Source organism: Streptomyces sp. PA03-6a (assembly GCF_033792765.1).
In the GTDB taxonomy this organism is placed as follows: Bacteria; Actinomycetota; Actinomycetes; order Streptomycetales; family Streptomycetaceae; genus Actinacidiphila.
The window spans coordinates 1-23,488 of sequence record NZ_JARAVK010000148.1 but is presented as its reverse complement, the minus strand read 5'-3'; the positions used below and the strand labels follow the sequence as shown (position 1 = coordinate 23,488).

19 protein-coding genes and 2 pseudogenes are annotated in these 23,488 nt (G+C 72.7%); 14 read left to right on the top strand and 7 right to left on the bottom strand.

Features of this window, described 5'->3' with window-relative positions; genetic code table 11:
* Positions 1-126: 126 nt before the first annotated feature.
* A complete protein-coding gene (locus PV350_RS29645) occupies positions 127-1,707 on the bottom strand; it encodes a multicopper oxidase family protein (RefSeq protein ID WP_499509203.1) in 1,581 nt (526 codons plus the stop codon).
* Positions 1,708-1,981: 274 nt separating this feature from the next.
* A pseudogene (locus PV350_RS29640) lies at positions 1,982-2,149 on the bottom strand (DUF3040 domain-containing protein); the annotation flags it as partial.
* Between the two features lie 264 nt (positions 2,150-2,413).
* Here PV350_RS29640 and PV350_RS29635 point away from each other — a divergent pair.
* The 3 genes from PV350_RS29635 to PV350_RS29625 all read left to right on the top strand — a co-directional run bounded on the left by PV350_RS29635 (position 2,414) and on the right by PV350_RS29625 (position 6,331).
* On the top strand, positions 2,414-3,370 hold the full coding sequence (locus PV350_RS29635; RefSeq protein ID WP_500336975.1) for a HAMP domain-containing sensor histidine kinase: 957 nt from the start codon (positions 2,414-2,416) through the stop codon (positions 3,368-3,370).
* Entirely contained in the window at positions 3,367-4,026 is a 660-nt protein-coding gene (locus PV350_RS29630; RefSeq protein ID WP_499509200.1) for a response regulator transcription factor, read from the top strand. The genes PV350_RS29635 and PV350_RS29630 overlap by 4 nt, the downstream gene beginning before the upstream one ends.
* Positions 4,027-4,261: 235 nt before the next feature.
* The gene (locus tag PV350_RS29625; protein ID WP_500336973.1) at positions 4,262-6,331 is read left to right on the top strand and encodes a SpoIIE family protein phosphatase; all 2,070 of its coding nucleotides are present in this window, start codon (positions 4,262-4,264) and stop codon (positions 6,329-6,331) included.
* A 19-nt stretch (positions 6,332-6,350) separates the two neighbouring features.
* On the opposite strand, the gene PV350_RS29620 is transcribed toward PV350_RS29625, so the two are convergent.
* Positions 6,351-6,575 carry a hypothetical protein gene (locus PV350_RS29620; protein ID WP_499509198.1) on the bottom strand — a complete coding sequence of 75 codons (225 nt, stop codon included), beginning with the start codon at positions 6,573-6,575 and terminating at the stop codon, positions 6,351-6,353.
* Between the two features lie 65 nt (positions 6,576-6,640).
* Here PV350_RS29620 and PV350_RS29615 point away from each other — a divergent pair.
* The 3 genes and pseudogenes from PV350_RS29615 to PV350_RS29605 all read left to right on the top strand — a co-directional run.
* Positions 6,641-7,033 (top strand): annotated as a pseudogene (locus tag PV350_RS29615) (GNAT family N-acetyltransferase); the annotation flags it as partial.
* 233 nt (positions 7,034-7,266) lie between these two features.
* Complete coding sequence (locus tag PV350_RS29610) at positions 7,267-7,719, top strand: hypothetical protein (RefSeq protein WP_500336971.1); 453 nt, start codon at positions 7,267-7,269, stop codon at positions 7,717-7,719.
* Positions 7,720-7,792: 73 nt separating this feature from the next.
* Positions 7,793-8,320, top strand: coding sequence for a GNAT family N-acetyltransferase (locus tag PV350_RS29605; protein WP_499509196.1), 528 nt, complete (start codon positions 7,793-7,795; stop codon positions 8,318-8,320).
* A 96-nt stretch (positions 8,321-8,416) separates the two neighbouring features.
* Here the strand turns inward: PV350_RS29605 and PV350_RS29600 are convergent, their stop codons facing one another.
* A complete protein-coding gene (locus PV350_RS29600; protein ID WP_499516697.1) occupies positions 8,417-9,778 on the bottom strand; it encodes a glycoside hydrolase family 16 protein in 1,362 nt (453 codons plus the stop codon).
* 635 nt (positions 9,779-10,413) lie between these two features.
* Here PV350_RS29600 and PV350_RS29595 point away from each other — a divergent pair.
* The 3 genes from PV350_RS29595 to PV350_RS29585 all read left to right on the top strand — a co-directional run bounded on the left by PV350_RS29595 (position 10,414) and on the right by PV350_RS29585 (position 13,423).
* Positions 10,414-10,569, top strand: coding sequence for a DUF6131 family protein (locus PV350_RS29595; RefSeq protein ID WP_499509195.1), 156 nt, complete (start codon positions 10,414-10,416; stop codon positions 10,567-10,569).
* A 162-nt stretch (positions 10,570-10,731) separates the two neighbouring features.
* Positions 10,732-11,937, top strand: a complete 1,206-nt coding sequence (locus tag PV350_RS29590; protein ID WP_499509194.1) for a cytochrome P450 — start codon at positions 10,732-10,734, stop codon at positions 11,935-11,937.
* Positions 11,938-12,316: 379 nt separating this feature from the next.
* A complete protein-coding gene (locus PV350_RS29585) occupies positions 12,317-13,423 on the top strand; it encodes a type III polyketide synthase (protein ID WP_499509193.1) in 1,107 nt (368 codons plus the stop codon).
* Between the two features lie 184 nt (positions 13,424-13,607).
* On the opposite strand, the gene PV350_RS29580 is transcribed toward PV350_RS29585, so the two are convergent.
* Positions 13,608-14,516, bottom strand: a complete 909-nt coding sequence (locus PV350_RS29580; RefSeq protein ID WP_500336968.1) for an alpha/beta fold hydrolase — start codon at positions 14,514-14,516, stop codon at positions 13,608-13,610.
* A gap of 225 nt (positions 14,517-14,741) precedes the next feature.
* Between PV350_RS29580 and PV350_RS29575 the strand changes: the two genes are divergently transcribed.
* Together PV350_RS29575 and PV350_RS29570 are read left to right on the top strand one after the other, a co-directional pair.
* Positions 14,742-15,314: an Rv1733c family protein gene (locus PV350_RS29575; protein ID WP_499509191.1), complete on the top strand. Its 573-nt coding sequence runs from the start codon at positions 14,742-14,744 to the stop codon at positions 15,312-15,314.
* Between the two features lie 75 nt (positions 15,315-15,389).
* Positions 15,390-16,277, top strand: a complete 888-nt coding sequence (locus PV350_RS29570) for a universal stress protein (protein WP_500336965.1) — start codon at positions 15,390-15,392, stop codon at positions 16,275-16,277.
* 163 nt (positions 16,278-16,440) lie between these two features.
* On the opposite strand, the gene PV350_RS29565 is transcribed toward PV350_RS29570, so the two are convergent.
* Positions 16,441-17,097: a helix-turn-helix domain-containing protein gene (locus PV350_RS29565; RefSeq protein ID WP_500336963.1), complete on the bottom strand. Its 657-nt coding sequence runs from the start codon at positions 17,095-17,097 to the stop codon at positions 16,441-16,443.
* A gap of 321 nt (positions 17,098-17,418) precedes the next feature.
* Here PV350_RS29565 and PV350_RS29560 point away from each other — a divergent pair, with 321 nt between their 5' ends.
* Entirely contained in the window at positions 17,419-18,345 is a 927-nt protein-coding gene (locus PV350_RS29560) for a universal stress protein (protein WP_499509188.1), read from the top strand.
* A 34-nt stretch (positions 18,346-18,379) separates the two neighbouring features.
* On the opposite strand, the gene PV350_RS29555 is transcribed toward PV350_RS29560, so the two are convergent.
* Complete coding sequence (locus PV350_RS29555; protein WP_500336961.1) at positions 18,380-19,285, bottom strand: oxidoreductase; 906 nt, start codon at positions 19,283-19,285, stop codon at positions 18,380-18,382.
* Between the two features lie 453 nt (positions 19,286-19,738).
* Between PV350_RS29555 and PV350_RS29550 the strand changes: the two genes are divergently transcribed.
* Positions 19,739-22,336: a glycoside hydrolase family 127 protein gene (locus tag PV350_RS29550; protein WP_500336959.1), complete on the top strand. Its 2,598-nt coding sequence runs from the start codon at positions 19,739-19,741 to the stop codon at positions 22,334-22,336.
* A gap of 68 nt (positions 22,337-22,404) precedes the next feature.
* On the top strand, positions 22,405-23,488 hold a 1,084-nt coding region (locus PV350_RS29545; RefSeq protein WP_500336957.1), incomplete at its 3' end, for a twin-arginine translocation signal domain-containing protein.

The following is a 23,488-nucleotide window of genomic DNA, read 5'->3' as shown; positions in this document are numbered from 1 at the left end:
CCACTACGAGGACGACTCTCCGCCTTGCGATGCACCGCACCAGACGCCGCTGGGCCCGCCCTCCGGGCGGCCGGCGCTCCTTTGACGACACGGCCTAGGACACCGCCGGGCCGGGGCCTCCGTGCCTCAGTGCGTGGTGAAGTCGGCCATCATCGCCATGTCCTCGTGCTCGAGGTTGTGACAGTGGATCATGAACTTGCCTGCGTAGTCGGTGAAGCGGACCGCCACCTCGACGGTCTCGCCCGGGCCCGTCGCCACCGTGTCCTTCCAGCCCGCGTCGAACGCGCCCGGCTTCTTGCCGTTGCGGGACAGCACACGGAAGGCGTCCAGGTGCACGTGCACCGAATGGAAGAACACCGAGGTGAACTTCCAGATCTCGATCGTGCCGAGCTTCACGTCGGCCAGCGAGCGGCCGGGCTTGTACGGCAGGCCGTTGATCGTCCAGCCGTCGCGCGAGTGCCGGAAGGCGAAGGTCCGGTGCGCCACGGCCTTGCGGGGGTCGAGGATGGTGGCGGGGCGGCGTGACAGCCGCTTGGGGATGTGGGTGTCGTCGTGCGGCTTCCGGGACGACGGTGAGACGTCGAAACGCATGACCTGTGCGGTGCTGCCGCTGCCGAACCGGTTGACCAGGCGCACCTTGGTGCCGGGCCGGTAACGGGCGAAGTCCACGATGACGTCGAAGCGTTCGGCAGGGGCCATGCGCAGGCTGTCGTGGGCCAGCGGGCTGCCCAGCAGTCCGCCGTCGCTGCCGATCTGCAGCAGGCCCTTGCCGCCCGGCGGCGGGGGGTCCAGCTCCAGGCGGAAGTCCCGGACGTTGCAGCCGTTGAGGAACCGCAGCCGGTAGCGCTGCCGCCTGACCCGGTGCACGGGCCACGGGGCGCCGTTGACCAGGATGACGTCGCCCATCATGCCGAAGTGGTGCGCGTGCACGACACCGGGCTTGTGCATGCCGGAGTCGACCGCGGGGTACATCAGCGCCCCGTTCTCGGCGAACGCCCGGTCCGCGAGCAGCAGCGGGATGTCGCGGGAGCCGCGCGGCAGGTCGAGCCGGTCCTCCTCGTCGTCGGTCACGAGGTGGAACCCGGCCAGTCCGCGGTACACCGCCGGGCCCGTGTAGCCCATGCGGTGGTCGTGGTACCAGAGCGTCGCCGCGCGCTGCAGCATCGGATACGTGTAGCTGCGCTGGCCGTGGCTGAGCTGGCCGGCGGAGCCGTGCATCTCCGGCATGCCCTCCATCGCGTCGGCGTACGACATGCTGCTGCCGACGGGCATCGTCAGGTCGATCGGGTAGCCGTCGCTGTCGGAGGGCGTGTGGCCGCCGTGCAGGTGGACCACGGTCGGCTGGGGCAGTTCGTTGCGGTGCGTGACGACCGTGCGGCGCCCCGAGCGGGAGACGACCGTGGGCCCGGGGAAGAGGCCGTCGTACGTCCAGCAGCTGGTGCGCAGTCCCGGGAGGATCTCCAGTTTCGCCGCGCGCTGGGTCATCTGGTAGTAGTCGGTCGTCGCGGTCCGCAACATGGGCTCGAGGACCGGCGGGACCGGCAGGGGTACCTGGTACGGGCGCGGGAGCCGAACCTTGCTCCGCAGGACCCCGCCCGGTGGTACATCGGCGAGCGGTGCGCCCGCCCAGGCCCTGCTCGTCGCGCCCGCCCCGACGACGGCCGCCCCCGCGGCGAGAAAGCGGCGCCTGCCGATGCCTTCGATCACGTAGGGCTCCAAAATGTGACGATTTGCGCAATTTATTGGTCGGCGTCACAATAGCCCGCCGGAGCCGCGCGCGACGGCGCCACACGCGGGCCCCGCGAACAACCTTCGGAGCCGCCCGCCACCCGTCCGGCCCCCGATCCGCTCGGCTCCGCGCCCGGATCACGCCCGCCTGCGGCCCCGTCCCACGGTGTCGTGGGGGGGGGTCCAGGACACCCGCGGCGATTCCGGCCAGGACCAGTCCGGCCGCCATCAGCAGCCCCTGCGGGAGCACGATCCCCACGAGGATCCAGGCGAGCGCCACCGCCAGCAGGAACCAGCCCAGCCGCCGCCGGTACTCGCGCGGCGCGCACGGGCGCCCGGTGCGCAACCCCTCGGCGAAGCGGGGGTCGGTGCGCCGGGTCTCGGCCTCGATGTCCTCGATGGCCTTGTGTCGGTACGGCATGGTGTCCTCCTCCCGGAGCCGGGTGGGCCCTGTCCCCTCCACCGTCGCCCGCGCCCGCCCGCGGAACCATCGGGGCCGGCACCCAATCCCGGGGCGGGGAAATGGGTGCCGGCCCCGATGGCGGCGGCCCCCCGGCCCGGCGCAGGCTGGAAGCGGGACCCGGGTACCCACCACCCACGGCACGATGAGCGCGGCCGGGCACGCGCAGGACGTCACGGCGATGGCGGCGGACAGTGGAGGAAAGCCCCCGAGGAAGGCGGGACCATGTCGCTGTACTGGCGGATCTTCCTGCTGAACGGCGCGGTGCTGGTCGTCGCCACGGTGCTCCTGCTCGGCCCCGTCACGGTCTCCACCCCCGTGCTGCTGGGCGAAGCGCTGGTGCTGGGCGTGGGACTGGTCGCCATGCTCGTCGCCAACGCCCTGCTGCTCCGGGTCGGGCTCGCACCGCTGCAGCGCCTGAGCCGGGCGATGAACTCCGCCGACCTGCTCCGTCCCGGGGGCCGCCCCGCCGTCACCGGATCGGGGGAGATGGCCGCCCTGATCACGACCTTCAACACCATGCTCGACCGCCTGGAGTCCGAGCGCGCCACCACCAGCGCCCGCGTGCTGTCCGCCCAGGAGGACGAACGGCAGCGCATCGCCCAGGAACTCCACGACGAGGTCGGCCAGACCCTCACCGCCGTCGTGCTGCAACTGGGACACAGCGCCGACCTGGCCCCCGATCCCCTCAAGGACGACCTGCGGCAGGTGCAGGAGACCACCCGCGCCGGACTCGACGAGATCCGCCGCATCGCGCGCCGCCTGCGCCCCGGCGTCCTGGAGGAACTCGGTCTGCACAGTGCCCTGCGCGCCCTGGCCGGCGAGTTCACCGCCCCCGGGCTCACGGTCGTGGACCGCTTCGGCCCCGCGCTCCCCGCGTTCGACCACGAGACCGAGCTGGTGCTCTACCGGGTCGCCCAGGAGGCGGTCACCAACGCGGCCCGCCACTCCGGCGCGGACCGGGTGGAGATCCACCTGGGCGCCGTCCCCGGAGGCGGGGCCGAGCTCCTGGTCAGGGACAACGGCAAAGGCATCGGCGAGGTCCCCGAGGGCGCCGGGATGCGCGGCATGCGCGAACGCGCCCTGCTCATCGGCGCCCGCCTGGCCGTCGGTGCCGCCCCCGGCGGCGGCACCGACGTCCGCCTCGACGTACCCGCTCCGGCGGCGGACGGCCCGCGATGACCGCCCCGCCGCCCACCCGGATCCTCCTCGCCGACGACCACGCGCTGGTGCGGCGGGGCGTCCGGCTGATCCTCGACGGCGAACCCGACCTGACCGTCGTCGCCGAGGCCGGCGACGGCGCCGAGGCCGTCGCCAAGGCCCGCGGGGAGCAGGTCGACCTGGCCGTCCTGGACATCGCGATGCCCCGCATGACCGGCCTGCAGGCCGCGCGGGAACTGAGCAGGCTCCGCCCCGACCTGCGCATCCTCATCCTGACCATGTACGACAACGAGCAGTACTTCTTCGAGGCGCTCAAAGCCGGGGCCAGCGGATACGTCCTGAAGTCCGTCGCCGACCGCGACCTGGTCGAGGCCTGCAGGGCCGCCGTGCGCGACGAGCCCTTCATCTACCCCGGCGCCGTCACCACCCTGATCCGCACCTACCTCGAACGTGCCCGCCAGGGCGAGCCCCTGCCCGCCCGCGCCATCACCGAACGCGAGGAGGAGATCCTCAAGCTCGTCGCCGAGGGCCACACGTCCCAGGAGATCGCCGGCCTGCTGTTCATCAGCGTCAAGACGGTCGAGCGCCACCGCGCCAACCTCCTGCAGAAGCTCGGCCTGCGCGACCGACTGGAACTCACGCGCTACGCGATCCGGGCCGGGCTCATCGAGCCCTGACCGCGACGGCGCTCAAGAGCTCGTCGACCTCGCCCAGGAAGGCGTCCAGGTCCTCCGGGACGCGGCGCCCTCGGTGAGGATATGGCCGCCTGCCCGGGAGCGGGCCCGGGAAACCTGGGCGTGCGGGGGCCGCCGTAGGCATCCACGGGCAGGACTCACTCGCCGGAGCCGGGGTAGGCGGACGGACGGAAAGCGGAAGGGGTCGGCGAGGGGGCGGGCGAAGAGGGAGCCTGCGATGAGCGAAGCGCGGACACCGCTCGGGGCCGATCAGCTCGAGGCCAGGGCACTCGGCCCCAGCGGACTCATGGACCTCCTGGGAGTCGCCGCGGTGCTGCTCGAGTCGGACGGGCGCATCGACATGTGGAGCCCGCAGGCGGAACAACTGTTCGGCTACACCGCGGGCGAGGCCGTCGGCCGGTACGCCGCGCCGCTGCTCGTCCGGCCCGAGCACCGCGGCGACGCCATGAGGCTGTTCGCGGAGGTGCTGGAGACCGGCCGCAGCTGGTCGGGAGCGTTCCCCGTGCGCCACAAGGACGGCAGCACCCGGCTGGCGGAGTTCCGCAACGTCCGCCTCACGGACAGCCGCGGCCGCGTCTACGCCCTGGGGATCGCCACCGACCGGCCCGTACTGCAGCGCCTGGAACGCGGCCTGGCCCTCTCCCTCCAGCTGGTCTCCCAGTCCCCGATCGGGCTCGCCGTGCTCGACACCGACCTGCGCTACCTCTCCGTCAACCCCGCCCTCGCCGAGATGCACGGCCTCGCCGAGGGCGACCACATCGGGCGCCCCTTCCGCGAGGTGCTCCCCGGGGCCAGGTTCCGCATGGCGGAGGACGCGATCCGGCAGGTCCTGCGGACGGGCACACCGATCGTCGACCGGTACGTCGTCGGCCGTACGCCCGCGGACCCCGCCACCGACCGCGCCTGGTCGGTTTCGTACTTCCGGCTGGAGGACGGGAACGGGCACGTCCTGGGCATCGCCACCTCCGTGGTGGACGTCACCGACCGGCACCGTTCCGCCCAGGAGGCCGACCGCGCCCGGGCGCGCCTCGCCGTGATCGCCGACAGCTCCGCACGCATCGGCACGTCCCTGGACGTGGAGGACACCGCCCGGGAACTCGCCGACGTCGTCGTCCCCGAACTCGCCGACTTCGCCGCCGTCGACGTCCTCGACTCCGCGCTGCGCGACGACGGCGGCGGGCCCGGCCACGACCGTCCCCGCTTCCGCGCCCTCTCCTCCAAGTGCACCGAGGCCAGTGAGGCGGCCGGTGCCTTCGGCCGGCCCGGCCGCCTCGTCTCCTACGGCCCCGACCACCTGGCCGCCCGGTGCCTGGACACCGGCCGCCCCGGCCTGATCACCCACGCCGACGAGCGGAGCCTGGTGCGCATCGCCCGCGACCCCGACGCCGCCACGCTGCTGGCCCGGGCGGGCGTCCACACGGCCATGGCGGTACCGCTCATCGCCCGCGGCCGGATCCTCGGCGTCCTCGGCCTGGCCCGTGCCCGCACCCCGGAGCCCTTCGACGAGGACGACCAGACCCTCGCCTGCGAACTGGCCTCCCGCGCCGCCGTGTCCATCGACAACGCCCGCCTCCACCAGCAACTGCGCAGCACCGCCGAGACCCTGCAGCGCAGCCTCCTCCCGCGACTCCCGTCGGCCCACCCCCGCCTCGAACTCGCCGCCCGCTACTGCGCGGCGCAGGCCAGCAACGAGGTGGGCGGCGACTGGTACGACGTGATCCCCTTCGACGACGGCAGGGTCGCCCTCGTCATCGGCGACGTCATGGGCAGCGGCGTCCCCGCGGCGACCACCATGGGACGCCTGCGCACCGCGACCTCCACCCTCGCGGGCCTCGACCTCGACCCCGCCCAGGTCCTCGGCCACCTCGACCGGATCACCCACGGGCTTGACCCCTACATCGCGACCTGCGTCTACGCGGTCCACGACCCCGGTCGCGGAGTCTGCCACCTCGCCAACGCCGGCCACCTGCCCCCGGTCGTCGTCCGCGCCGGCAAGCGCCCGGGACTGCTCGAACTGCCCACCGGCACCCCCCTGGGCGTCGGCGGCGTACCCTTCGAGAGCACCACCGTCGACCTCGTCCCGGGCGACCGCCTCGTCCTCTACACCGACGGTCTGGTCGAGACCCGCGACCGCGCCATCGACGAGCGCCTCGACGACCTCCTCCGCCTCCTGGACGCCCCCGACGAACCGGTCGAGCAAACCTGCGACCGCCTCCTTGCCGCGCTGCGCCACCCCGCCGACCGCGACGACGTGGCCCTCCTCATCGCGCGCCCGAAGGATGCGTGACAGGCGCCTCGGTCAGCACCTACGCCGCGGCATGAACCAGCCGGACCGCGCCGACCGTCGTGCCGATCACGCCGAAGACCGCACCCGCGGCCCTCAGCACCACGGGAGCGAGGACGGCGCCGGCCCTCGGATGACGCGCCACACAGCGGTGAAGCCGGCCCGCCGCATCGCCCACGTTGAACGCCACCAACAGCAGGGCCACCCCCAACCCGAGGTCGTAGGCCGCCCTGAACCCAGCACTCATCGCGGATCCCCTCCTCCGGTTCGGCGGACGATCGGTCGGTCGCCGTGGAGCCGCCCACCCTAGCCATGACGGTGACGCCCCCGTTTCCCGGGGACTGGTCGCAGGAGGGATGCCGTGCCCATGACCGAGCACTGTTGTGGCACCATGACCACCTTCGTGAACTGGCACTGCGACCAGCACGCCGACGCGCGGTGGCGGCGGTGACGGTGTGGTCGGCCGGTCCGGGCAAGCCCGGGCTGCTCGAACCGATGGGCGTGGACCGGGAACACCGCGGCCACGGCCACGGCAAGGCGATCACCCTCGCCGCGGCCGCCGCACTCCAGGGGCTGGGCTCGTCGAGCGCGATCGTCTGCACCCCGAGCTCCAATGTCGCCGCCGTCGCCACCTACACGTCAGCCGGCTTCCGGCAACTCCCCGAGGTCCGGGACCGGCGCCGCGACGCCAGCCACACTTCGTGATCACGAGGATCCCGCGCCGTAGGTTGCCGGACTCCGGCAATGCGGCTGGATCTTCCGTCCTTGCATGATGGTGCCTTCCGGCGGAATCGGGGGAGGGTCCAGTGGAAGCAACCACGGCCGGCAGCGTGACCCGTGCACGCGTGGGGTCGGGACTGGCGGTGACGGTCCTTCTGCTGCCCTTCGGCGGCTACGGACTGGCCCGGTCGGGGGCGGTCCCTGAAGGCACACCGATCGTGCTCGGCCTGCTGTCGGTGATCGCCGGCTCCTTGCTCCTCCCCGCACTCTGCGAGGAACGGGCTCCGTTCCGCCACTCGTCGTCCCGCCTGACCGCGCGCACCCTGACCGGCGAAAGGTCCGTCGACCTCGACAGGATCAGCACGGTCCGGCTCCTGACGAACTTTTCGTACGGCAGGACATACCGCACCCTGATCGTGCGGGACACCCATGGTGTGCGCCTGGGAATCACGACCGAGAGGAGCCGCAAGAAGCTGCGCCGAGCGATCGAGAAGGCGGACGCGAACGCCGCACGGGGTGTCCCCGGGCCCCGGGTGAGCCGTGCGGCCCGGGCGCATCTGGGCCTTTCCCCGCGGCGAGGGCTCGTCGGCCACACGGTGGTCGCCTTTCTGCTTCTGACGGTGTCCCTGAACCTGTACATGGTTGTTCTGCTCCGCCTCGGCGGGCAGTGAGCCTTCCCCTGCAGCGGTTCAACTCCCCGGCTCGATGCCGCCTGCAAGCTCTCGCGGCGCTAATCTGGCCGCCATGTCGAGTCCCGTGCGTCTGCGTCCCATGGTCGAGCGCGACCTGGACCTGCTGGAACGTCTCTTCGAGGACCCGGACGAGGCGGCCGAGTCGGCCTTCTTCGGTCACCGCAACCCGGGGGCCCTTCGGCGGCAGTGGTCGGAGAAGGGCTTCCTCTCCCAGGAGGGCGGCCGGCTCGCCGTCGTCGGGAAGGACGACTGCTTCGTGGGTGAGGTGCAGTGGCACCAGGTCATGCTCGGCCCGGCTTCACCGTGCTGGAACATCGGCATCGCGCTGCTGGCGGCGGAGCGTGGCAAGGGATACGGCACGTGCGCCCAGCGTCAGCTGGCTGAGTACCTCTTCTCGCACACCAAGGTCAACCGGGTCGAGGCGAGCACCGACGTCGCCAACGTCGCGGAGCAACGGGCCCTGGAGTCGGCCGGTTTCACGCGCGAGGGTGTGCAGCGCGGGGCCTGCTTCCGTGCCGGAAAATGGCGCGACATGGTCGTGTACTCGGTTCTGCGATCCGAGGTCGTGCTCGCGGATTGAGGTGCGGCATGACTACCGGCACCCCCTGCCGCCCACGGTGTCCCCGGGCCGGGCCGGGCCGGAGCCGGAGGGGGACACCGCGGGCGGCGTTGGGGGTCAGGTGGTGCTGAAGGTGAACCAGTTGACGTTCACGAAGTCGGCCGGCTGGCCGCTGGTGAACGTCAGGTACACGTCGTGCTTGCCGGTGATGCCCGAGACGTTCGCGGGGATCGTCGTCCAGCTCTGCCAGCCGCCGGTGTTGGCAACGGAGAAGCTGCCGATCGGGGCGTTGCTCCGGCTGTCCAGCCGGACCTCGACCAGGCCGCTGACGCCGCCCGCGGCCCCGGAGGCAACCCGGGCCTTGAACTGCCGGGCCGTGGTCGTCCCGAAGTCGACGCCCGGGTAGAGCGCCCAGTCGCCGTTCGCGAGCGACGCGAGGTTCTGGCCGCCGCCGCTGTCCGTCGTCGTCTCGACGGTGGTGCCGGACTGCTGCGTGTACGACTCGGCCTGGAGGGTGCCGTAGGCGCTGCCCGTGCCCCCGGTCGGCGGGGGAGAGGTCGGGGGTTGCGTGCTGCCGCCACCGGAGCTGTAGACGGCGACGTAGTCGACCAGCATGGGTACGCCCGAGACCGTGGAGGCCGTCGGCGTCTTGTACCCCGCCACCGGGTCGGGGAAAGCCCCGCCCATCGCGACGTTCAGCAGGATGAAGTGGCCGTGGCCCGTGGCCGCGTTCCAGGTGGACGCGTCCATCTGGCTCGCGTTCACCGAGTGGAACTGGACCCCGTCGACGTACCAGCGCAGCTGCTGGGGGCTGACGCTGCGGTCCCACTCGAAGGCGAAGGTGTGGAAGTTGCCCTGGCAGGCGCTGCCGGGGCAGGCCCGGGTGGTGCCGAGGCCGCTCGTCTCGTTGCAGGGGCCGCCCGGGTTGGTGCCGCAGTGCAGGGTGCCCCAGACCTGGTTGACGCCGTTCACGTTCTCCATCAGGTCGAACTCGCCGATGGACGGCCAGTTCCAGTAGTTGCCCCGGTACGGCGCGCCCAGCGTCCAGAAGGCCGGCCAGTAGCCCGCCGCGGCCGCGCCGGTGACGTTCGGCATCTGGATGCGGGACTCGATGCGGAGCTTGCCCCCCGACGGGGGTTCGAAGTCGCTGCGGCGGGTCTCGACGCGCCCGGAGGTCCAGTTCCCCGCGGAGTCCCGGATCGGGGTGATGCGCAGGTTGCCCGAGCCGTCCTGGCGGAGGTTGGCGGTGTTGGAGGTGTAGGTCTGCACCTCGCCGGTGCCCCAGTTGGCTGCGCCGCCGGGGTAGCTGGTGCCGGTGTCGATGATCCAGTTGTCGCCGGACGGGAGGGTGTTGGCGGCCCCGCTGAAGTCGTCGCTCCAGACGGTGGTCCAGCCGGAAGGTGCCGGCGGGACGGCGGCCCTGGCCGAGCCGAGCAGGCCCAGGCAGAGCGCGGTCACGGTGGCTGCAGCGGCCACCATCAGGGTGAGCGGTCTGGCGGCGTGGCGCCTGCCGGTGGTCGTACGCGCGGTCACGGGTGATGCCTCCTCGGGATCGGTGCCGGGGAAGGGTGCGGTTCCGGGTGGAGAGCGGCTGAGAGCGCTCTCATATGGCGGGAACACCTTCCCGCCAGGGCGAACCGCGGTCAATACATGGAACAAAAGAAGTCGCGCGCGGTTTCCTGCCTTCACTCCTTGGAGTCAGTGGCGTCGGCCGCGGGCGGCCCGGCTCGCGCTTCGGGCGGGAAATGACAGTCGAGGAGCGGGTGTTGAGGGCGGTTGGTGGTGCGGTCAGGGCGTCCTGCAGACCGTGTTCGCGCTGATGAGAGCGCTCTCACCATGAGGGCGATGGTCCCGGCGGACACCATGCCGGCCGAATCCGGCGGTCATGAAACGCGAAGACCTGGGTAGCCGATCCGTGTACGAATGGGGGTGAATGCGATGCCGGCAGGTTCACGTCGGAGACGTGGACAGCAGGCGACGCCGACGGCCGGTCCCGGCTGAGCGAGGCCCGGCGTGACCGCGCACCGCGCGGTCACCGCCCCGGGGCTCGTACCCCCGGTGCCACCGGCCCGGCACAGGGCAACGGCGACCAGGGCCGCGCAAGGGAGTACAAAATGATCATCCTCGGTATCATCCTGCTCATCATCGGATTCCTCGCCGGAATCTCCATCCTGTGGACCCTGGGAGCCATCCTCGTGGTCATCGGCCTCGTGCTCTGGGTCCTGGGTGCCATGGGACACGCCGTCGCGGGGCGCCGCCACTACTACTGACGGCCGGTGAGCCCGAGCACGTGCCGCGCCCTGTGTCCCCGAGGGCGCGGCACCCTCATGGGCACGGGTCGCCCGGATGGGCTGCCTGCAGTGGTCACCTGCGCGCGCGGGGGATTGGTTGTGATATGTCCCCCCGACGCCCAGGTGCACTGGAGTATTCGCATGGAATCCGGTTCCTCCGCGCACAACTGCCCCTTCGACTTCGCCGAAGCCCTCGAGTTCGACCCGCAGCTGAAGCAGTTCATGGAGAACGAGCAGATCTCCCGCATCAAGCTGCCGCACGGCGAGGGTGAGGCCTGGCTCGTCACGCGGTACGAGGACGTGCGGACGGTGACGACCGACCGGCGTTTCAGCCGCGCCGCCGTCGTCGGCAAGGACTTCCCCCGCATGACGCCCGAGCCGATCGTCCAGGACGAGGCCATCAACGTGATGGACCCGCCGGACAGCAGCCGGCTGCGTTCGCTGGTCTCCAAGGGCTTCACGCCCCGGAACGTCGAGCACATGCGCCCCAGCATCGAGCGGGTCGTCGCCGAACTGCTCGACGGTATGGAGGAGAGCGGCTCCCCGGCCGACCTCGTGGAGCACCTGGCGGCGCCGCTCCCGCTGGCCGCCATCTGCGAGGTGCTCGACATCCCCGACGAGGACAGCTGGGAGCTGCGCGGCCACGCCCGCACCATGATGGACTTCAGCCCCGACAACCGGGACAACGCCGTCCACTCCAAGGCCTACCTGCGGGAGTACTTCACCAAGCTCACCGCCGAACGGCGCGCCCGCCCGGGCGACGACCTGGTCAGTGTGCTGGCCACCGCCCGTGACGGGGACGAGATCCTCAACGACAAGGAACTCGCCGTCATGGCCATGGTCCTGCTCATCACGGGCCAGGACACCACGTCGAACGAGATCGGCAACATCGCCTACACCCTGCTCACCCGCCCGCGCGAGCTGGCCATGCTGCGCGAGCAGCCGGACCGCATCCCGCAGGCCATCGAGGAGATGCTGCGGTACATCCCGTTCCGCAAGGGCGTCGGCATCCCGCGGATCGCCGTCGAAGACGTGGAGATGGGCGGCGTGCTGATCCGGGCCGGCGACGTCGTCCACGTCTCGTACCTGACCGCGAACCGCGACCCGGAGAAGTTCGACCGCCCCGACGAGCTGGACCTGGACCGCACCGGCACGCCCCACATGACCTTCGGCTGGGGCGGTCACCACTGCCTCGGCGCGCCGCTGGCGACCATGGAGCTCCAGGTGGCCTTCAGGGAGCTGCTGCGCCGCTTCCCGGACCTGAGGCTGGCCAAGCCCGCCGACGAGGTGCGCTGGAGCGCCACGTCGATCTGGCGCTACCCGGTGGCCCTGCACGTCGCCTGGTGACCTGTCCGCTGCGACCTCCCGCTCCGGCCTCCGTTCCGGCCCCGCACCCGCACGGGTGCGGGGCCGGTTCCGTCCCGTTCTCCCTCGTGACGGCGGGTGCGGGCCGCTCCGACATGCGGAATCCGCCCAAGTGACGTACGTTTTCCTGGTGGACGCAAATCTGAACAGGCCGTGAATCCACTTCGACAGCAGCCGGTCCCCCCTTGTGAACCGTCTTTTGCCGGGACCTCGTGAACGTCAGGCCTTCTGTGGGCGCGCACATGAATGCGCTCGTACCCCCTACCGCATTTTCGTGACAGGTACGGGCCTGCTCCGGAAATCCCGGAGCAGCGCGCCACATGGACCATAGCCCGCCGAGGGGCAGGAAATGGAGCCACGCATGGCTGTTCTGTGCAAGCCGGTGATCTCGGTTCCCGACAACGTTATCACCTGCGAACAAACGCTTGAGCTGGCACGACGGCTGCACAAGGACCACCCGCAACTCGGCCTGACCCTCAGGCTCATTGAGAACACGGGCGTTCAGAAGCGGCACCTGATCCAGCCGATCGAAGAGGTGCTCAAACATCCGGGTTTCGACGTACGCAGCCAGATCTACGAGGCGGAGTCGAAGGCACGGGTACCGGCCGTCATACGACAAGCTCTGGACCAGGCCGAGTTGGAGCCCGACGAGATCGACATCATCGTGTACGTCTCGTGCACCGGCTTCATGATGCCGTCGCTGACGGCGTGGCTCATCAACAAGATGGGGTTCCGCCACGACACCCGCCAGCTGCCGATCGCGCAGCTCGGTTGTGCGGCGGGAGGCGCGGCCATCAACCGCGCCCACGACTTCTGCACGGCGTACCCGGAGGCCAACGCCCTCATCGTGGCATGCGAGTTCTGCTCGCTGTGCTACCAGCCCACGGACCTCAGCGTCGGAACGCTGCTGTCCAACGGGCTGTTCGGCGACGGCATCGCCGCCGCCGTCGTGCGGGGCAGCGGCGGCACCGGGATGCGGCTGGAGCGCAACGCCTCCTACCTCATCCCGAACACCGAGGAGTGGATCTCCTACGCGGTGCGCCAGACGGGCTTCCACTTCCAGCTCGACAAGCGCGTACCCGGCACCATGGAGCCCCTGGCACCGGTGCTGCGCCAGGTCGCGGAGGACCACGCGTGGAACGCCGCCAAGCTGGACTACTACATCATCCATGCCGGCGGCCCCCGCATCCTGGACGACCTCTGCCGCTTCCTCGGGGTCCCGCCGGAGTCGTTCCGCTTCAGCCGGGCCACGCTGACCGAGTACGGCAACATCGCGAGCGCCGTCGTCCTCGACGCCCTGTACCGGATGTTCGAGGAGGGCTCCGCCCTCGACGGGCACCGTGGACTGCTGGCGGGCTTCGGCCCGGGCATCACCGCGGAGATGGTCCTGGGGACCTGGGTCACCAACGGGCTCGACGCCACGATGACGCCCCAGCACTCCTACGGGGAGTACGACGTCATCACCTGAGGCCGCGGCCCCGGTGACGGCCGGGGCCGGCGGTGGCCGGGACGCCATGGCGTCCCCCCATCCGCCGGCCCGGCCCCACCGTCCGGGTGAGGCCCGTTCAGCCTTGCGACGCGACGGCCGCGCGGCCGTCGCGTCGCGCCCGTTTCTCCGGGCCCGTCACGCGGGGACCGTCACGCGGAGCCCGTCACGCGGGGACCGCCCGCTCGCGGGCGGTCACGAAGCCCACCACGGCCTCCGCGAAGCGGCCGGGCTCCTCGAGGTGGCCGAAGTGCCCGCTGTTCTCCAGGACCAGCAGCTCCGATTGGGGGATCAGTTCGTGCAGTTCACCGGCCCAGCGCATCCCGCAGACCACGTCGTACCGGCCCACCACGACCAGCGCCGGCACCGTGAGGGCCCCCAACCGCCCGCGGTCGTCGACGACATCGGGGACGAGGTCCTCGCCCAGCCCCGAGATGTGCGTGCCCGACACCGCGGCGCTCAGCGGCGCGAACTCCTCCTCCCGGCCCCAGTAATCCGCGAAGTAGGCGGGCAGCAGCCCCTTGAGGACCGCCGTCATACCCGCGTCGTCGGAGATGGCGGACACCTTCTGGAAGGCTTCCAGGACCTCCGGCAGACCGGGGTGACCGGCGTGCCGGGCGGCGAACTCCTCCACCATGCGCATCGCCTCGGCGCCGTGCTCGGGGCCGGTGACCGGCGCGCTGTCGTACAGGACGATCCCGGCGACACGCGCGGGCCGGTGCAGCGCGTGGTGCTGGACGACGAAGCCGCCGTGCGAGTGCCCCAGGAGGTGCACGCGAGGGGCTCCCAGGTGGTCGACGAGCGCGTCCAGGAACCGGCTGTAGCGCTCACGGGTGTAGCCGTGCGGGTGCGAGGGGAGACGGCCCGAGCCGCCGGTGCCGACCGGCTCCGGGTAGACGACCGTCAGGTGCCGTTCGACCTCGGGCATGCGCAGGTACTCCCAGAACACGCCCGGCCCGCCGGAGTGCGCGATGCACACCGGTCCGGTGCCGTGGACGTGGTAGCGCTGGGCCACCCCGTCCACCTCGAAGGTGTGGGTGCCGGGGGACAGGGGGTCGGTCAGGGGGCTGGGCATCGGTGCTCCGTATCCGGGAGGTGTCGAGGACACCGACAGGACGCGGGGCGGCGCGGGAAGTTCGATCGCCGGCGAGTGACGGTCGTCACAACCCGGCGGCGGCCCGGCCGCGTGTGCGCGCAGGGGCCGGTCGGCCCCGTCCTGCGGCGGAAATGATCCGTGTGGCCCCTGCTGCGGCAGTGCCGGCGCGTGCGACGGTCGTCGGACAGGGAAGGGAGCACGGCCATGAGCGGCAGGGCGGTGTTCTGGCGCTGGCGCCGCAATCCGCTGCGGCGACGGTCCGATGTCCTGGAGGCCTGGACGGGCGTGGCGGCGGCCCTGCTGATCGCCGCCGGGGCCCCGGCGGCCGGGGCGGCCACGGCGGCCGCGGTGGAGCAGTCCGAACTGCGGCGGAGCCAGGGCACCCACCTGGCGACGGCCGTCCTGACCGAGGACGCCGCGAAGGCCGTGGAGAACCCGTACACCGGCTCCATCGGAAAGGTCCTCACCACCGTCCGGTGGACCGCGTCCGACGGCTCCGCCCGAACCGGTCAGGCCCGCGTCGAACCGGGCAGCCCGGCGGGTTCCACCACGTCCGTCTGGCTGGACGCGGACGGCCGGCTGCAGCAGAACCGGCTCACCCCCGCGCAGGCCGAGGCCCAGGGCGTCGTCTTCGGCTCGGTCGCCGCCGCGGGCGCCTGCGCGCTGGTCCTCGCCGGGCGCTGGGTCGTCCGCCTGCGGATCGACCGCGGGCGCGCCGCGGCCTGGGGCCGCGAGTGGGAGGAAAGCGGCCCCTCATGGGGCCACCGCAGGGCCTGATCCCCGACGGCCCCCTTGACCGGCGCCGGGGGGAAGCCGGGGACGGGCGACGGGCAGGGTGGACGAGGAGGCGCGGTGAGCGGTCTGGTGGTCGTAGGAGCGGACGGCTCGGCCTCGAGCCTTGCCGCGGTGGAGACGGCGGCCCGGGAGGCCGCATGGCGCGGCGCCGGACTGCGGGTGGTGCACGCCTTCCTGTGGCCGGCCATGCACGTGCCGCTGGGCCCCCCGGCCCTGGGCCCGTCCGAGGGCGGCCTGCGGAACGCCGCGCAGCGCGTGGTGGCGGAGGCCGTGGAACGCGCCGGGCGCGCGGCACCGGACGTGGACGTCACCCATGCCGTGGTGACCGGGGAACCCCTCACCGTGCTGGAGGCCCAGTCGCGCGCCGCGGAACTGGTCGTCGTGGGGTCCCGCGGCATGGGCGGCTTCGTCGGCCTGATGCTGGGCTCGACGGCGGTGCACCTCGCCGCGCACGGCCAGTGCCCGGTCCTGGTGGTCCGGGAGCAGCCGGCCGCCGGCGGTCCGGTCCTGCTGGGCGTCGACGGTTCCCCGGCCGGCGCGGACGCCGTCGACTTCGCCTTCGCCGAGGCCGCGTTGCGCGGCGCCGAACTCCTCGCCCTGCACGCGTGGACCCCGTGGCACACGCCCGTACCGCCGCCTCAGGACCCGGCGATGCCCTACGCGAGCGAGCCGGGGGAACTCGCCCGCACCGAGGAACGCCTGGTGGCCGAGACGATCACGGGACGGCGGGAGCGCTACCCCGGGGTCGCGGTCCGCACGAAAACGGTGCGAGGCGCGACCCGCGAGACCCTCATCGAGGAGAGCCGGACCGCGCAGCTGCTCGTCGTCGGCGCACGCGGACGCGGCGGCTTCTCCGGGCTGGTGCTCGGCTCCGTCAGCCAGGCGGTCCTGCACCACGCGCACTGCCCGGTCGCCGTGGTGCGCGGTTCCGCCACCGGACTGTGAGGGCGGTGCGCGCGCTCCATGTTGTGGCGCCCGGGGTGCCTTTGCCGGGACGGCCTGGCCGCCCGCACCGGGCGCGCTGCCCTGCGCCCGGCCGCGTAGCGCTGCACGTGCGTTCCGCGGGCGGTGGCCGGGGTGCGCGGGCGGTCGGCGGTGAGGAACGTCCTCAGCCGACCAGGATGCGGCGTCCGGTCACGCTTGCCGGGACGACGCGGATCCACAGGTCGCGGTCGCCGCCCGCCCAGGGGCCGGCGTACTCGCGCTCCGCCAGCCGGCGCACGGCCCCCGGGTCGGTGACGGTGGAGGCGACACCGCGGACGAGCACGCTCCAGCCCTGGCTGAGGGCCTCGTCGACCTGGTCGACCTCGAAGGCGCACCTGGTGTCCGCGGCCGCGGCGGGCGTGGCCCCGGGATGGGTGCGGAAGGCGATCACGCCCTCGCTGACCGTGTAGTTGACCGGCAGGATCGCCAGCCCGTCGGGCGTGTCCAGCCCGATCCTGCCGACCCCGTGCGTGGACAGCAACGCCCAGCACTCCCCGGGGCCGAGTTCCACCAGGGACGCCCGGCCCGCCGCGCGTCCCCGGCCGGGCGGCAGCTCCGCCTCGCCGCCGCTCAGCGCGGACACGCTCGTCCCCAGCGCCGTGGCCAGCCCGTGCAGGGTGGAGCTGCCCGGCGCCGCGGTCGGCTCCTGCTCCACATACCGCAGATAGCCCGGGGCGATGCCGGCGCGTTCCGCCGTCTCCTCCAGGGACAGGCCCAGTTCCTCGCGGCGGCTCGCGATCCGGCGCCCGATGTCCCCGGCGGCCGCGTCCTGCTGCGTCATGACCGGTCACGTCCTTCCGTACGTCGCGGATGCGTCCCCTCCAGGGTCCCGCGGCCGGCGCGGCGGTGCCGCCGGGACGGCGTCCGGGCCGGACCGGCGGCACAGGTGCGGCCGCCACCCCCCGCCACCGCGCCGGTACACGCCCCGTACGCTTGATCACAGCGGTGGCCTGCTCCCACTGTCCCGGGCGGCGCATGCCGTCGCCCATGGGCCGGTCGGCCCCCGTACGGGCCCGGCGGGCCCCTGCCGGAGGCCCGTCGCCGGCGGGAAGCTGGGGGCGAACAGCCCCCGCCCTTCGTCCCGTTCGCCAGGAGGCACGTCATGTCCCGTACGGTCACCGCCGGTCTCGACGGATCGCCCGAGAGCCGGGCCGCCGCGGACTGGGCCGCCCGCGAGGCACTGCGCCGCGGACTGCCCCTCAGGCTCGTGCACGTCCACGACTGGCAGCCGTACACCTCCGCCTACGCCCCGCTGGCCGGGGCGGTGGCCGCGGTGGACCCCGACGCCCAGCGGCAGTGGGCCGAGTCCGTGCCGCGCGACGCCGCGGACGAACTCGCCGGGCGTCACCCGGACCTGGAGATCTCCGCCGGGGTCGTGAGCGGGCAGCCCGCGGCGGCACTCGCGGCCGCCGCCGAGGAGTCGGAGCTGCTGGTGCTCGGCTCCCGGGGCCTCGGCGCGCTCGCCGGTTTCCTCGTCGGCTCCGTGGCCTCCGCGACCGTCGCGCAGGCGGTCCGCCCGGTCGTCCTCGTACGGGCCGGTGAGACGGGCGAGGACGAGCACCGCCCTGACCTCGACGGCCTGGTCTCGGAGTACACGCCCTTCCGTGACGTGGTGCTCGGCATCGACCTGGCCCGTCCCCACGACGATCTGCTGGCCTTCGCCTTCGAGGCCGCCGTGCTGCGCGGGACGGGCCTGCGCGTCGTCCACGGCTGGAACCTGCCGGGTTCCTACGGCTACAACCCCGCGGCGATCGCCCTGGACCTGGAGCACGAGCTGACCGACGCCCAGGCGAAGGCGCTCACCCAGGCGCTGGCGCCGTGGCGGGCCAAGTACCCCGCCGTCGAGGTCGTCGAGCACTCCCTGGTCGGCGGGGCGGCGCACCATCTGGTCGAGGCGGCGGCCGACGCCTCACTGGTCGTCGTCGGCCGCCGTGTCCGGCACGCGGCCGCCGGCCTGCACGTCGGCCCGGTGACCCATGCGGTGCTGCACCACGCCAAGGCGCCCGTGGCGGTCGTCCCGCACGACTGACGGTCGCCGTCGCCACGCCCAAGGCCGTGCCGGTTCAGCGGGCGGGGCGGCCCACCGCGTCGATGAGCGCCGTCTCCTCGTCCGTCAGCCGCAGCGCGCCCGCCGCCAGGTTGTCGGCCAGGTGCTCCGGATCGCCGGTTCCCGGGATGGCGAGCACATGGTCGCCCTGTGCGAGCGTCCACGCAAGCCGCACCTGCGCGGGCGAGACACCATGGGCGGCCGCGACGGCGAGCACCGCGTCGCTCTCGGCGCCGCCGGCGCCGGGCCCCTGCTCGCGGCCCCCGCCGGCGATGGAGAAGAAGGGCACGAAGGCGATGCCCTGGGCACCGCACTCCCGCAGCAGGTCGTCGCTCTCGCGCGCGTCGACACCGTAGCGGTTCTGGACGCACACCACGGGGGCGATGGCCCGTGCCTCGGCCAGGTGCTCGGGGCGCACGTTGGAGAGTCCCAGGTGGCGGACGAGGCCGGCCTCGCGCAGCTCGGCCAGGGCGCCGAAGTGCTCGGCGACGGAAGTGCCGCCCATGAAGCGGAGGTTGACCAGGTCGAGGTGGTCGCGGCCGAGCTGCCGCAGGTTCTCCTCGACCTGGCCGCGCAGCTGGTCGGGGCGCGCGGCGGTGGCCCACTCGCCGGAGGCGTCCCGTGCGGGCCCCACCTTGGTGGCGATGACCAGGTCCTCCGGGTACGGCGCCAGGGCCGAGTTGATGAGCTCGTTGGCCGAACGCAGCCGTGAGAAGTAGAAGGCGGCGGTGTCGATGTGGTCGACGCCGAGTTCGACGGCGCGGCGCAGCACGCCGATCGCGCGGTCCCGGTCGCTGGGCGTGCCGAGGTGGAAGGCGGCGCTGCCGGTCAGCCGCATCGCGCCGAAGCCGATCCGGTTCACCTTCATGTCGCCGAGGAGCCAGGTGCCGGCGGCGGCCGCGGAGATCCTGCCAGTGGTCATGGGTGACTGTTTCCTTTCGCCGGCCTGGAGTATCCCCCGGCGCTTTCCGTCGCCGGTGAGCGGCCGGGATGGCCACCGCACCCCCCACTACTTGAACGATTCAGTATGTGACGGGCAGGAAGATACGCGGCGGCGGCCACCGCGACAAGGCGCCAGGCGCCGGAAGCCGCCTTCCCACTCCCGGGGGACGGCTCGTCATCGCACTATCGTCCTTTGTGCAGGCATTTGTGACGGTCTGTCGGCGGTGCGGCCCGCACAGGCCATGGTTTGGGCTGCCGCTCTTGACGGTCTCCGCGGAGTCATCCTAGGTTGCCGCTGGCTCTAAAAACGATTCATTCGCTCTCAGGCCAGTGGCCGGGCATCGGGCTGCCCGGCAACCGCGTTCCACGGCCGCATGCCGCCGGACAACCGCCGACCGGTGGTACTCCTCCGCGCCCGGAAGGAGTTCCGAGAATGTCCGCACCACCCCCGTCCCAGCCGTCCCGCCGCAACGTGCTGACCGCCGGCGTCGCCGCGGCCGCGACCCTTGCGGCTGCCACGCAGGCCGTCCAGGCGACCCCGGCCGCCGCCGCGCCGAGCGCCCCCGAGCCGACGGGCGGCGTCCGGAGCGGGCCGGTGCCCGCGGCGCGTCCGAAGCTCGACCCGCTGCCGCTGTCCGCCGTGCGCCTGCTGGACAGCCCGTTCCTCGACAACATGCGGCGCACCTGCGCCTACCTGCGCTTCGTCGACGTCGACCGGCTCCTGCACACCTTCCGCCGCAACGTCGGGCTGCCCTCGTCCGCCGAGTCCTGCGGCGGCTGGGAGGCCCCGGACGTCCAGCTGCGTGGCCACACCACCGGGCACCTGCTGTCCGCGCTCGCCCAGGCCCACGCCAACACCAAGGACGAGACGTACGCCGACAAGGCCCGCGTCCTGGTCGCCGCGCTCGCCGAGTGCCAGGCGGCCGCGCCCGCCGCCGGGTTCCACGACGGCTACCTGTCGGCCTTCCCCGAGTCGGTCTTCGACAGCCTGGAGGCGGGCGGCAAGCCCTGGGCGCCGTACTACACCCTGCACAAGATCATGGCCGGGCTGCTCGACCAGTACACCCTCAGCGGCAACCGGCAGGCCATGACCGTGCTGCTGGGGATGGCCGCCTGGGCGGACGCGCGGACCGCGCCGCTGCCGTACGAGCGCATGCAGTCCCTGCTCAAGGTCGAGTTCGGCGGGATGAACGACGTCCTGACCCGCCTCCACCTCGTCAGCGGCGACCCAGCGCACCTGCGCACCGCCCGCCGCTTCGACCACGAGGAGCTCTACGCGCCGCTCGCCGCCGGACGCGACGAACTCGCCGGCCGTCACGCGAACACCGAGATCGCCAAGGTCGTCGGCGCGCCGTTCGGCTACGAGGCCACCGGGGAGCGCCGCTACCTCGACATCGCGCGCACCTTCTGGCGCACCGTCGTGGAGCACCACACGTACGCCATCGGCGGCAACTCCAACCTTGAGTTCTTCGGGCCCCCGGACGAGATCGTCAGCCGTCTGTCGGAGAACACCTGCGAGAACTGCAACAGCTACAACATGCTCAAGCTCGGCCGGCAGCTGTTCCTGCACGAGCCGTCCCGCACCGCCTACATGGACCACTACGAGTGGACCTTGTACAACCAGATGCTGGGCGAGCAGGACCCCGACTCCGAGCACGGCTTCGTCACGTACTACACCGGGCTGTGGGCCGGTTCCCACCGGCAGCCCAAGGGCGGGCTCGGCGCGGCGCCCGGCAGCTACAGCGGCGACTACGACAACTTCTCCTGCGACCACGGCACCGGTCTGGAGACCCACACCAAGTTCGCGGACAGCATCTACTTCCAGTCCCGCGACGCGCTCCACGTCAACCTCTTCATCCCCTCCGAGGCGGACTGGCGGCCCCACGGGGCGAAGGGCGGGGTGACGATCCGTCAGCACGCGGTCTCCGAGGACACCGTGCGGATCACCGTCGCCGAGGGCGGCGGCCGCTTCGCGCTCAAGGTCCGGATACCGGGCTGGCTGGCGGACGGCCGGGGGCAGGCCCGGGTACACGTGGCCGGACACCCCTACTCCGGCCACGTCGAGCCCGGCACCTACCTCACCCTCGACCGGCGCTGGCGGGCCGGGGACACCGTCGAACTCACCCTGCCCCGCGAACCCGTGTGGCGCCCCGCGCCCGACAACCCGCAGGTGCGCTCGGTGTCGTACGGTCCGCTCGTGCTGGCCGGCGCGTACGGCCCGACGGAACTGACCACGATCCCCGAGATCCGGCCGGAGTCCCTGCGGCCCGCGCGCGGCGGCGACGGCGCGTTCACCGCCGAGGCGGCCGGCGGCGCCGTCACCCTGAAGCCGTTCCACCAGGTCCACCACGAGAACTACACGGTCTACTGGGCGGTCGCCCCCCGCGCCGGCCGCGAGCGCGACGTCGCCCGCTACCCCCTCGACGAGGGCACCGGCACCAGCGCCGCCGACGCCACCCGGACCTTCGCCCCCGCGACGCTCACCGCGGGCGCCTCCTGGACCGCGGACGGGCCGGGCGGCCGGAGCGCCGTCGCCCTCGACGGCGCCGGTGGCCATGTCGCGCTGGCCCCCGCCCTGCCCGCCGGGCTGTCCGAACTGACCGTCAGCATGTGGGTACGGGTGGACGTCCTGGTCAACTCCGCGCGCGTCTTCGACCTCGGCTACCACAAGGACACCTATCTGTTCCTCACCCCGCGCACCGGCGCGGGACGCGCCCGGGCCGCCCTGAAGATCGCCGGCATGGAGGCCGAGGACGTCATCGACGCCGCCGCACCGCTGCCCACCGGCCGCTGGACCCACGTCGCGCTCACCCTCGGCGCCGGCGTCGGCATCCTCTACGTCGACGGCGCCGAAGCCGGCCGCAACGCGGCGATGGCCGCGAGCCCGCTGCTGCTCGGCACGACCACCCACAACTACCTCGGCCGCTCGCAGAACCCCACGCACCCCTACCTCACCGGTGCGGTCGCCGGCTTCCGACTGCACAACCGCGCCCTGGCGCCCGCCGACGTCGCCGCCCTCGCGACCCCCTGACACGACCGGCGCGAGCGCCACGGCCCGCCCACCAGCCTGCACCCGCCCTCACCTCACGGAGTACCGCCATGCCTGAACTCCCCCTGTCCAGACGCCGTTTCGTGGCCGCCGCAGGGATGACCGGAGCCGCGCTGGCGTCCGGCCTGCCCCTACCGGCGTACGCCGCGCAGCAGCACCACGGCGCGACGGGGACGACCTGGTCGCCCGCCCGCTTCGCCGACCCCGCCAAGGACAGCCGCCCGACGGTCTACTGGTACTGGAACGGCCCCGTCACCCCGGAACTCGTCGACGCCCAGATGGCGGACCTGCGGGACAAGGGGATGTACGAGGTCGTCCTCTTCCCGTTCGACAACGCGGAGATGCAGCCGGTCTTCTTCACCGAGGAATGGTTCGCGATCGTCGGCCACGTCCTGCGGACCGCCGAGAAGACCGGCATGCGGGTGTGGATCTTCAACGACGACCACTTCCCCAGCGGCCGATCCGGCGAGTACATCGTCAAGGGCGGCCAGGTCGGCTCGCGCACCTACAAGCCCCGCCCCGACCTGCGGCTGAAGGCCCTGTGGCGGTCCAGCACCGTCGTCTCCGGACCCGCCACCGTCGACCTGCGCGCCACCACCGGCGTCGGCGTGGACACCACCTCGCTGGTCGCCGACGCCGCGGTCCTGGGCGGCGCGGCCGTGCTGCGCGGGGGAGAGGAGTGGCGCGACCACACCGTCACCGGCAGCGCCCGGGCCGACCAGGTGTCCGCCGGGCTCGTCGTACGCGCCGCCGCCGACGGCACCGCGGGCTACGCCGTCGAGTTCGACCAGACCGGCGTGGTCACCGTCTCCCTCCTCGCGAAGGACCGGGAACCCGTCGAGCTCGCCCGCTCCACCCGCACCGACGGGTTCAACAAGACCAAGTTCCACACCCTCGCCGTGACCGTCAGCGGCTCCACCCTGACCGTGACCCTCGACGGCAAGGCCAAGGGCACCGTCACCGACGCCGCCGGCGGGGTGGGTGGCGTGGCGGAGGCTGCCGGTGGACCTGACGTAGGGCGTAACGGCGTGGGCGAGGTCGCTGAGCCTCACGGCGCCGGGGTGGCGCTGGGCACGGTGCGTCCCTGCGGGACGGGGACAGCGACCGACGTTCCCAGGTTACGGGCCGTGTCGC

Coding starts and splice junctions, on each gene's coding strand:
- PV350_RS29635 (WP_500336975.1), top strand. CDS start 2,414: ATGTCGCTGTACTGGCGGATCTTCCTGCTGAACGGCGCGGTGCTGGTC.
- PV350_RS29630 (WP_499509200.1), top strand. CDS start 3,367: ATGACCGCCCCGCCGCCCACCCGGATCCTCCTCGCCGACGACCACGCG.
- PV350_RS29625 (WP_500336973.1), top strand. CDS start 4,262: ATGAGCGAAGCGCGGACACCGCTCGGGGCCGATCAGCTCGAGGCCAGG.
- PV350_RS29620 (WP_499509198.1), bottom strand. CDS start 6,575: ATGAGTGCTGGGTTCAGGGCGGCCTACGACCTCGGGTTGGGGGTGGCC.
- PV350_RS29605 (WP_499509196.1), top strand. CDS start 7,793: ATGTCGAGTCCCGTGCGTCTGCGTCCCATGGTCGAGCGCGACCTGGAC.
- PV350_RS29600 (WP_499516697.1), bottom strand. CDS start 9,778: ATGGTGGCCGCTGCAGCCACCGTGACCGCGCTCTGCCTGGGCCTGCTC.
- PV350_RS29595 (WP_499509195.1), top strand. CDS start 10,414: ATGATCATCCTCGGTATCATCCTGCTCATCATCGGATTCCTCGCCGGA.
- PV350_RS29590 (WP_499509194.1), top strand. CDS start 10,732: ATGGAATCCGGTTCCTCCGCGCACAACTGCCCCTTCGACTTCGCCGAA.
- PV350_RS29585 (WP_499509193.1), top strand. CDS start 12,317: ATGGCTGTTCTGTGCAAGCCGGTGATCTCGGTTCCCGACAACGTTATC.
- PV350_RS29580 (WP_500336968.1), bottom strand. CDS start 14,516: ATGCCCAGCCCCCTGACCGACCCCCTGTCCCCCGGCACCCACACCTTC.
- PV350_RS29575 (WP_499509191.1), top strand. CDS start 14,742: ATGAGCGGCAGGGCGGTGTTCTGGCGCTGGCGCCGCAATCCGCTGCGG.
- PV350_RS29565 (WP_500336963.1), bottom strand. CDS start 17,097: ATGACGCAGCAGGACGCGGCCGCCGGGGACATCGGGCGCCGGATCGCG.
- PV350_RS29560 (WP_499509188.1), top strand. CDS start 17,419: ATGTCCCGTACGGTCACCGCCGGTCTCGACGGATCGCCCGAGAGCCGG.
- PV350_RS29555 (WP_500336961.1), bottom strand. CDS start 19,285: ATGACCACTGGCAGGATCTCCGCGGCCGCCGCCGGCACCTGGCTCCTC.
- PV350_RS29550 (WP_500336959.1), top strand. CDS start 19,739: ATGTCCGCACCACCCCCGTCCCAGCCGTCCCGCCGCAACGTGCTGACC.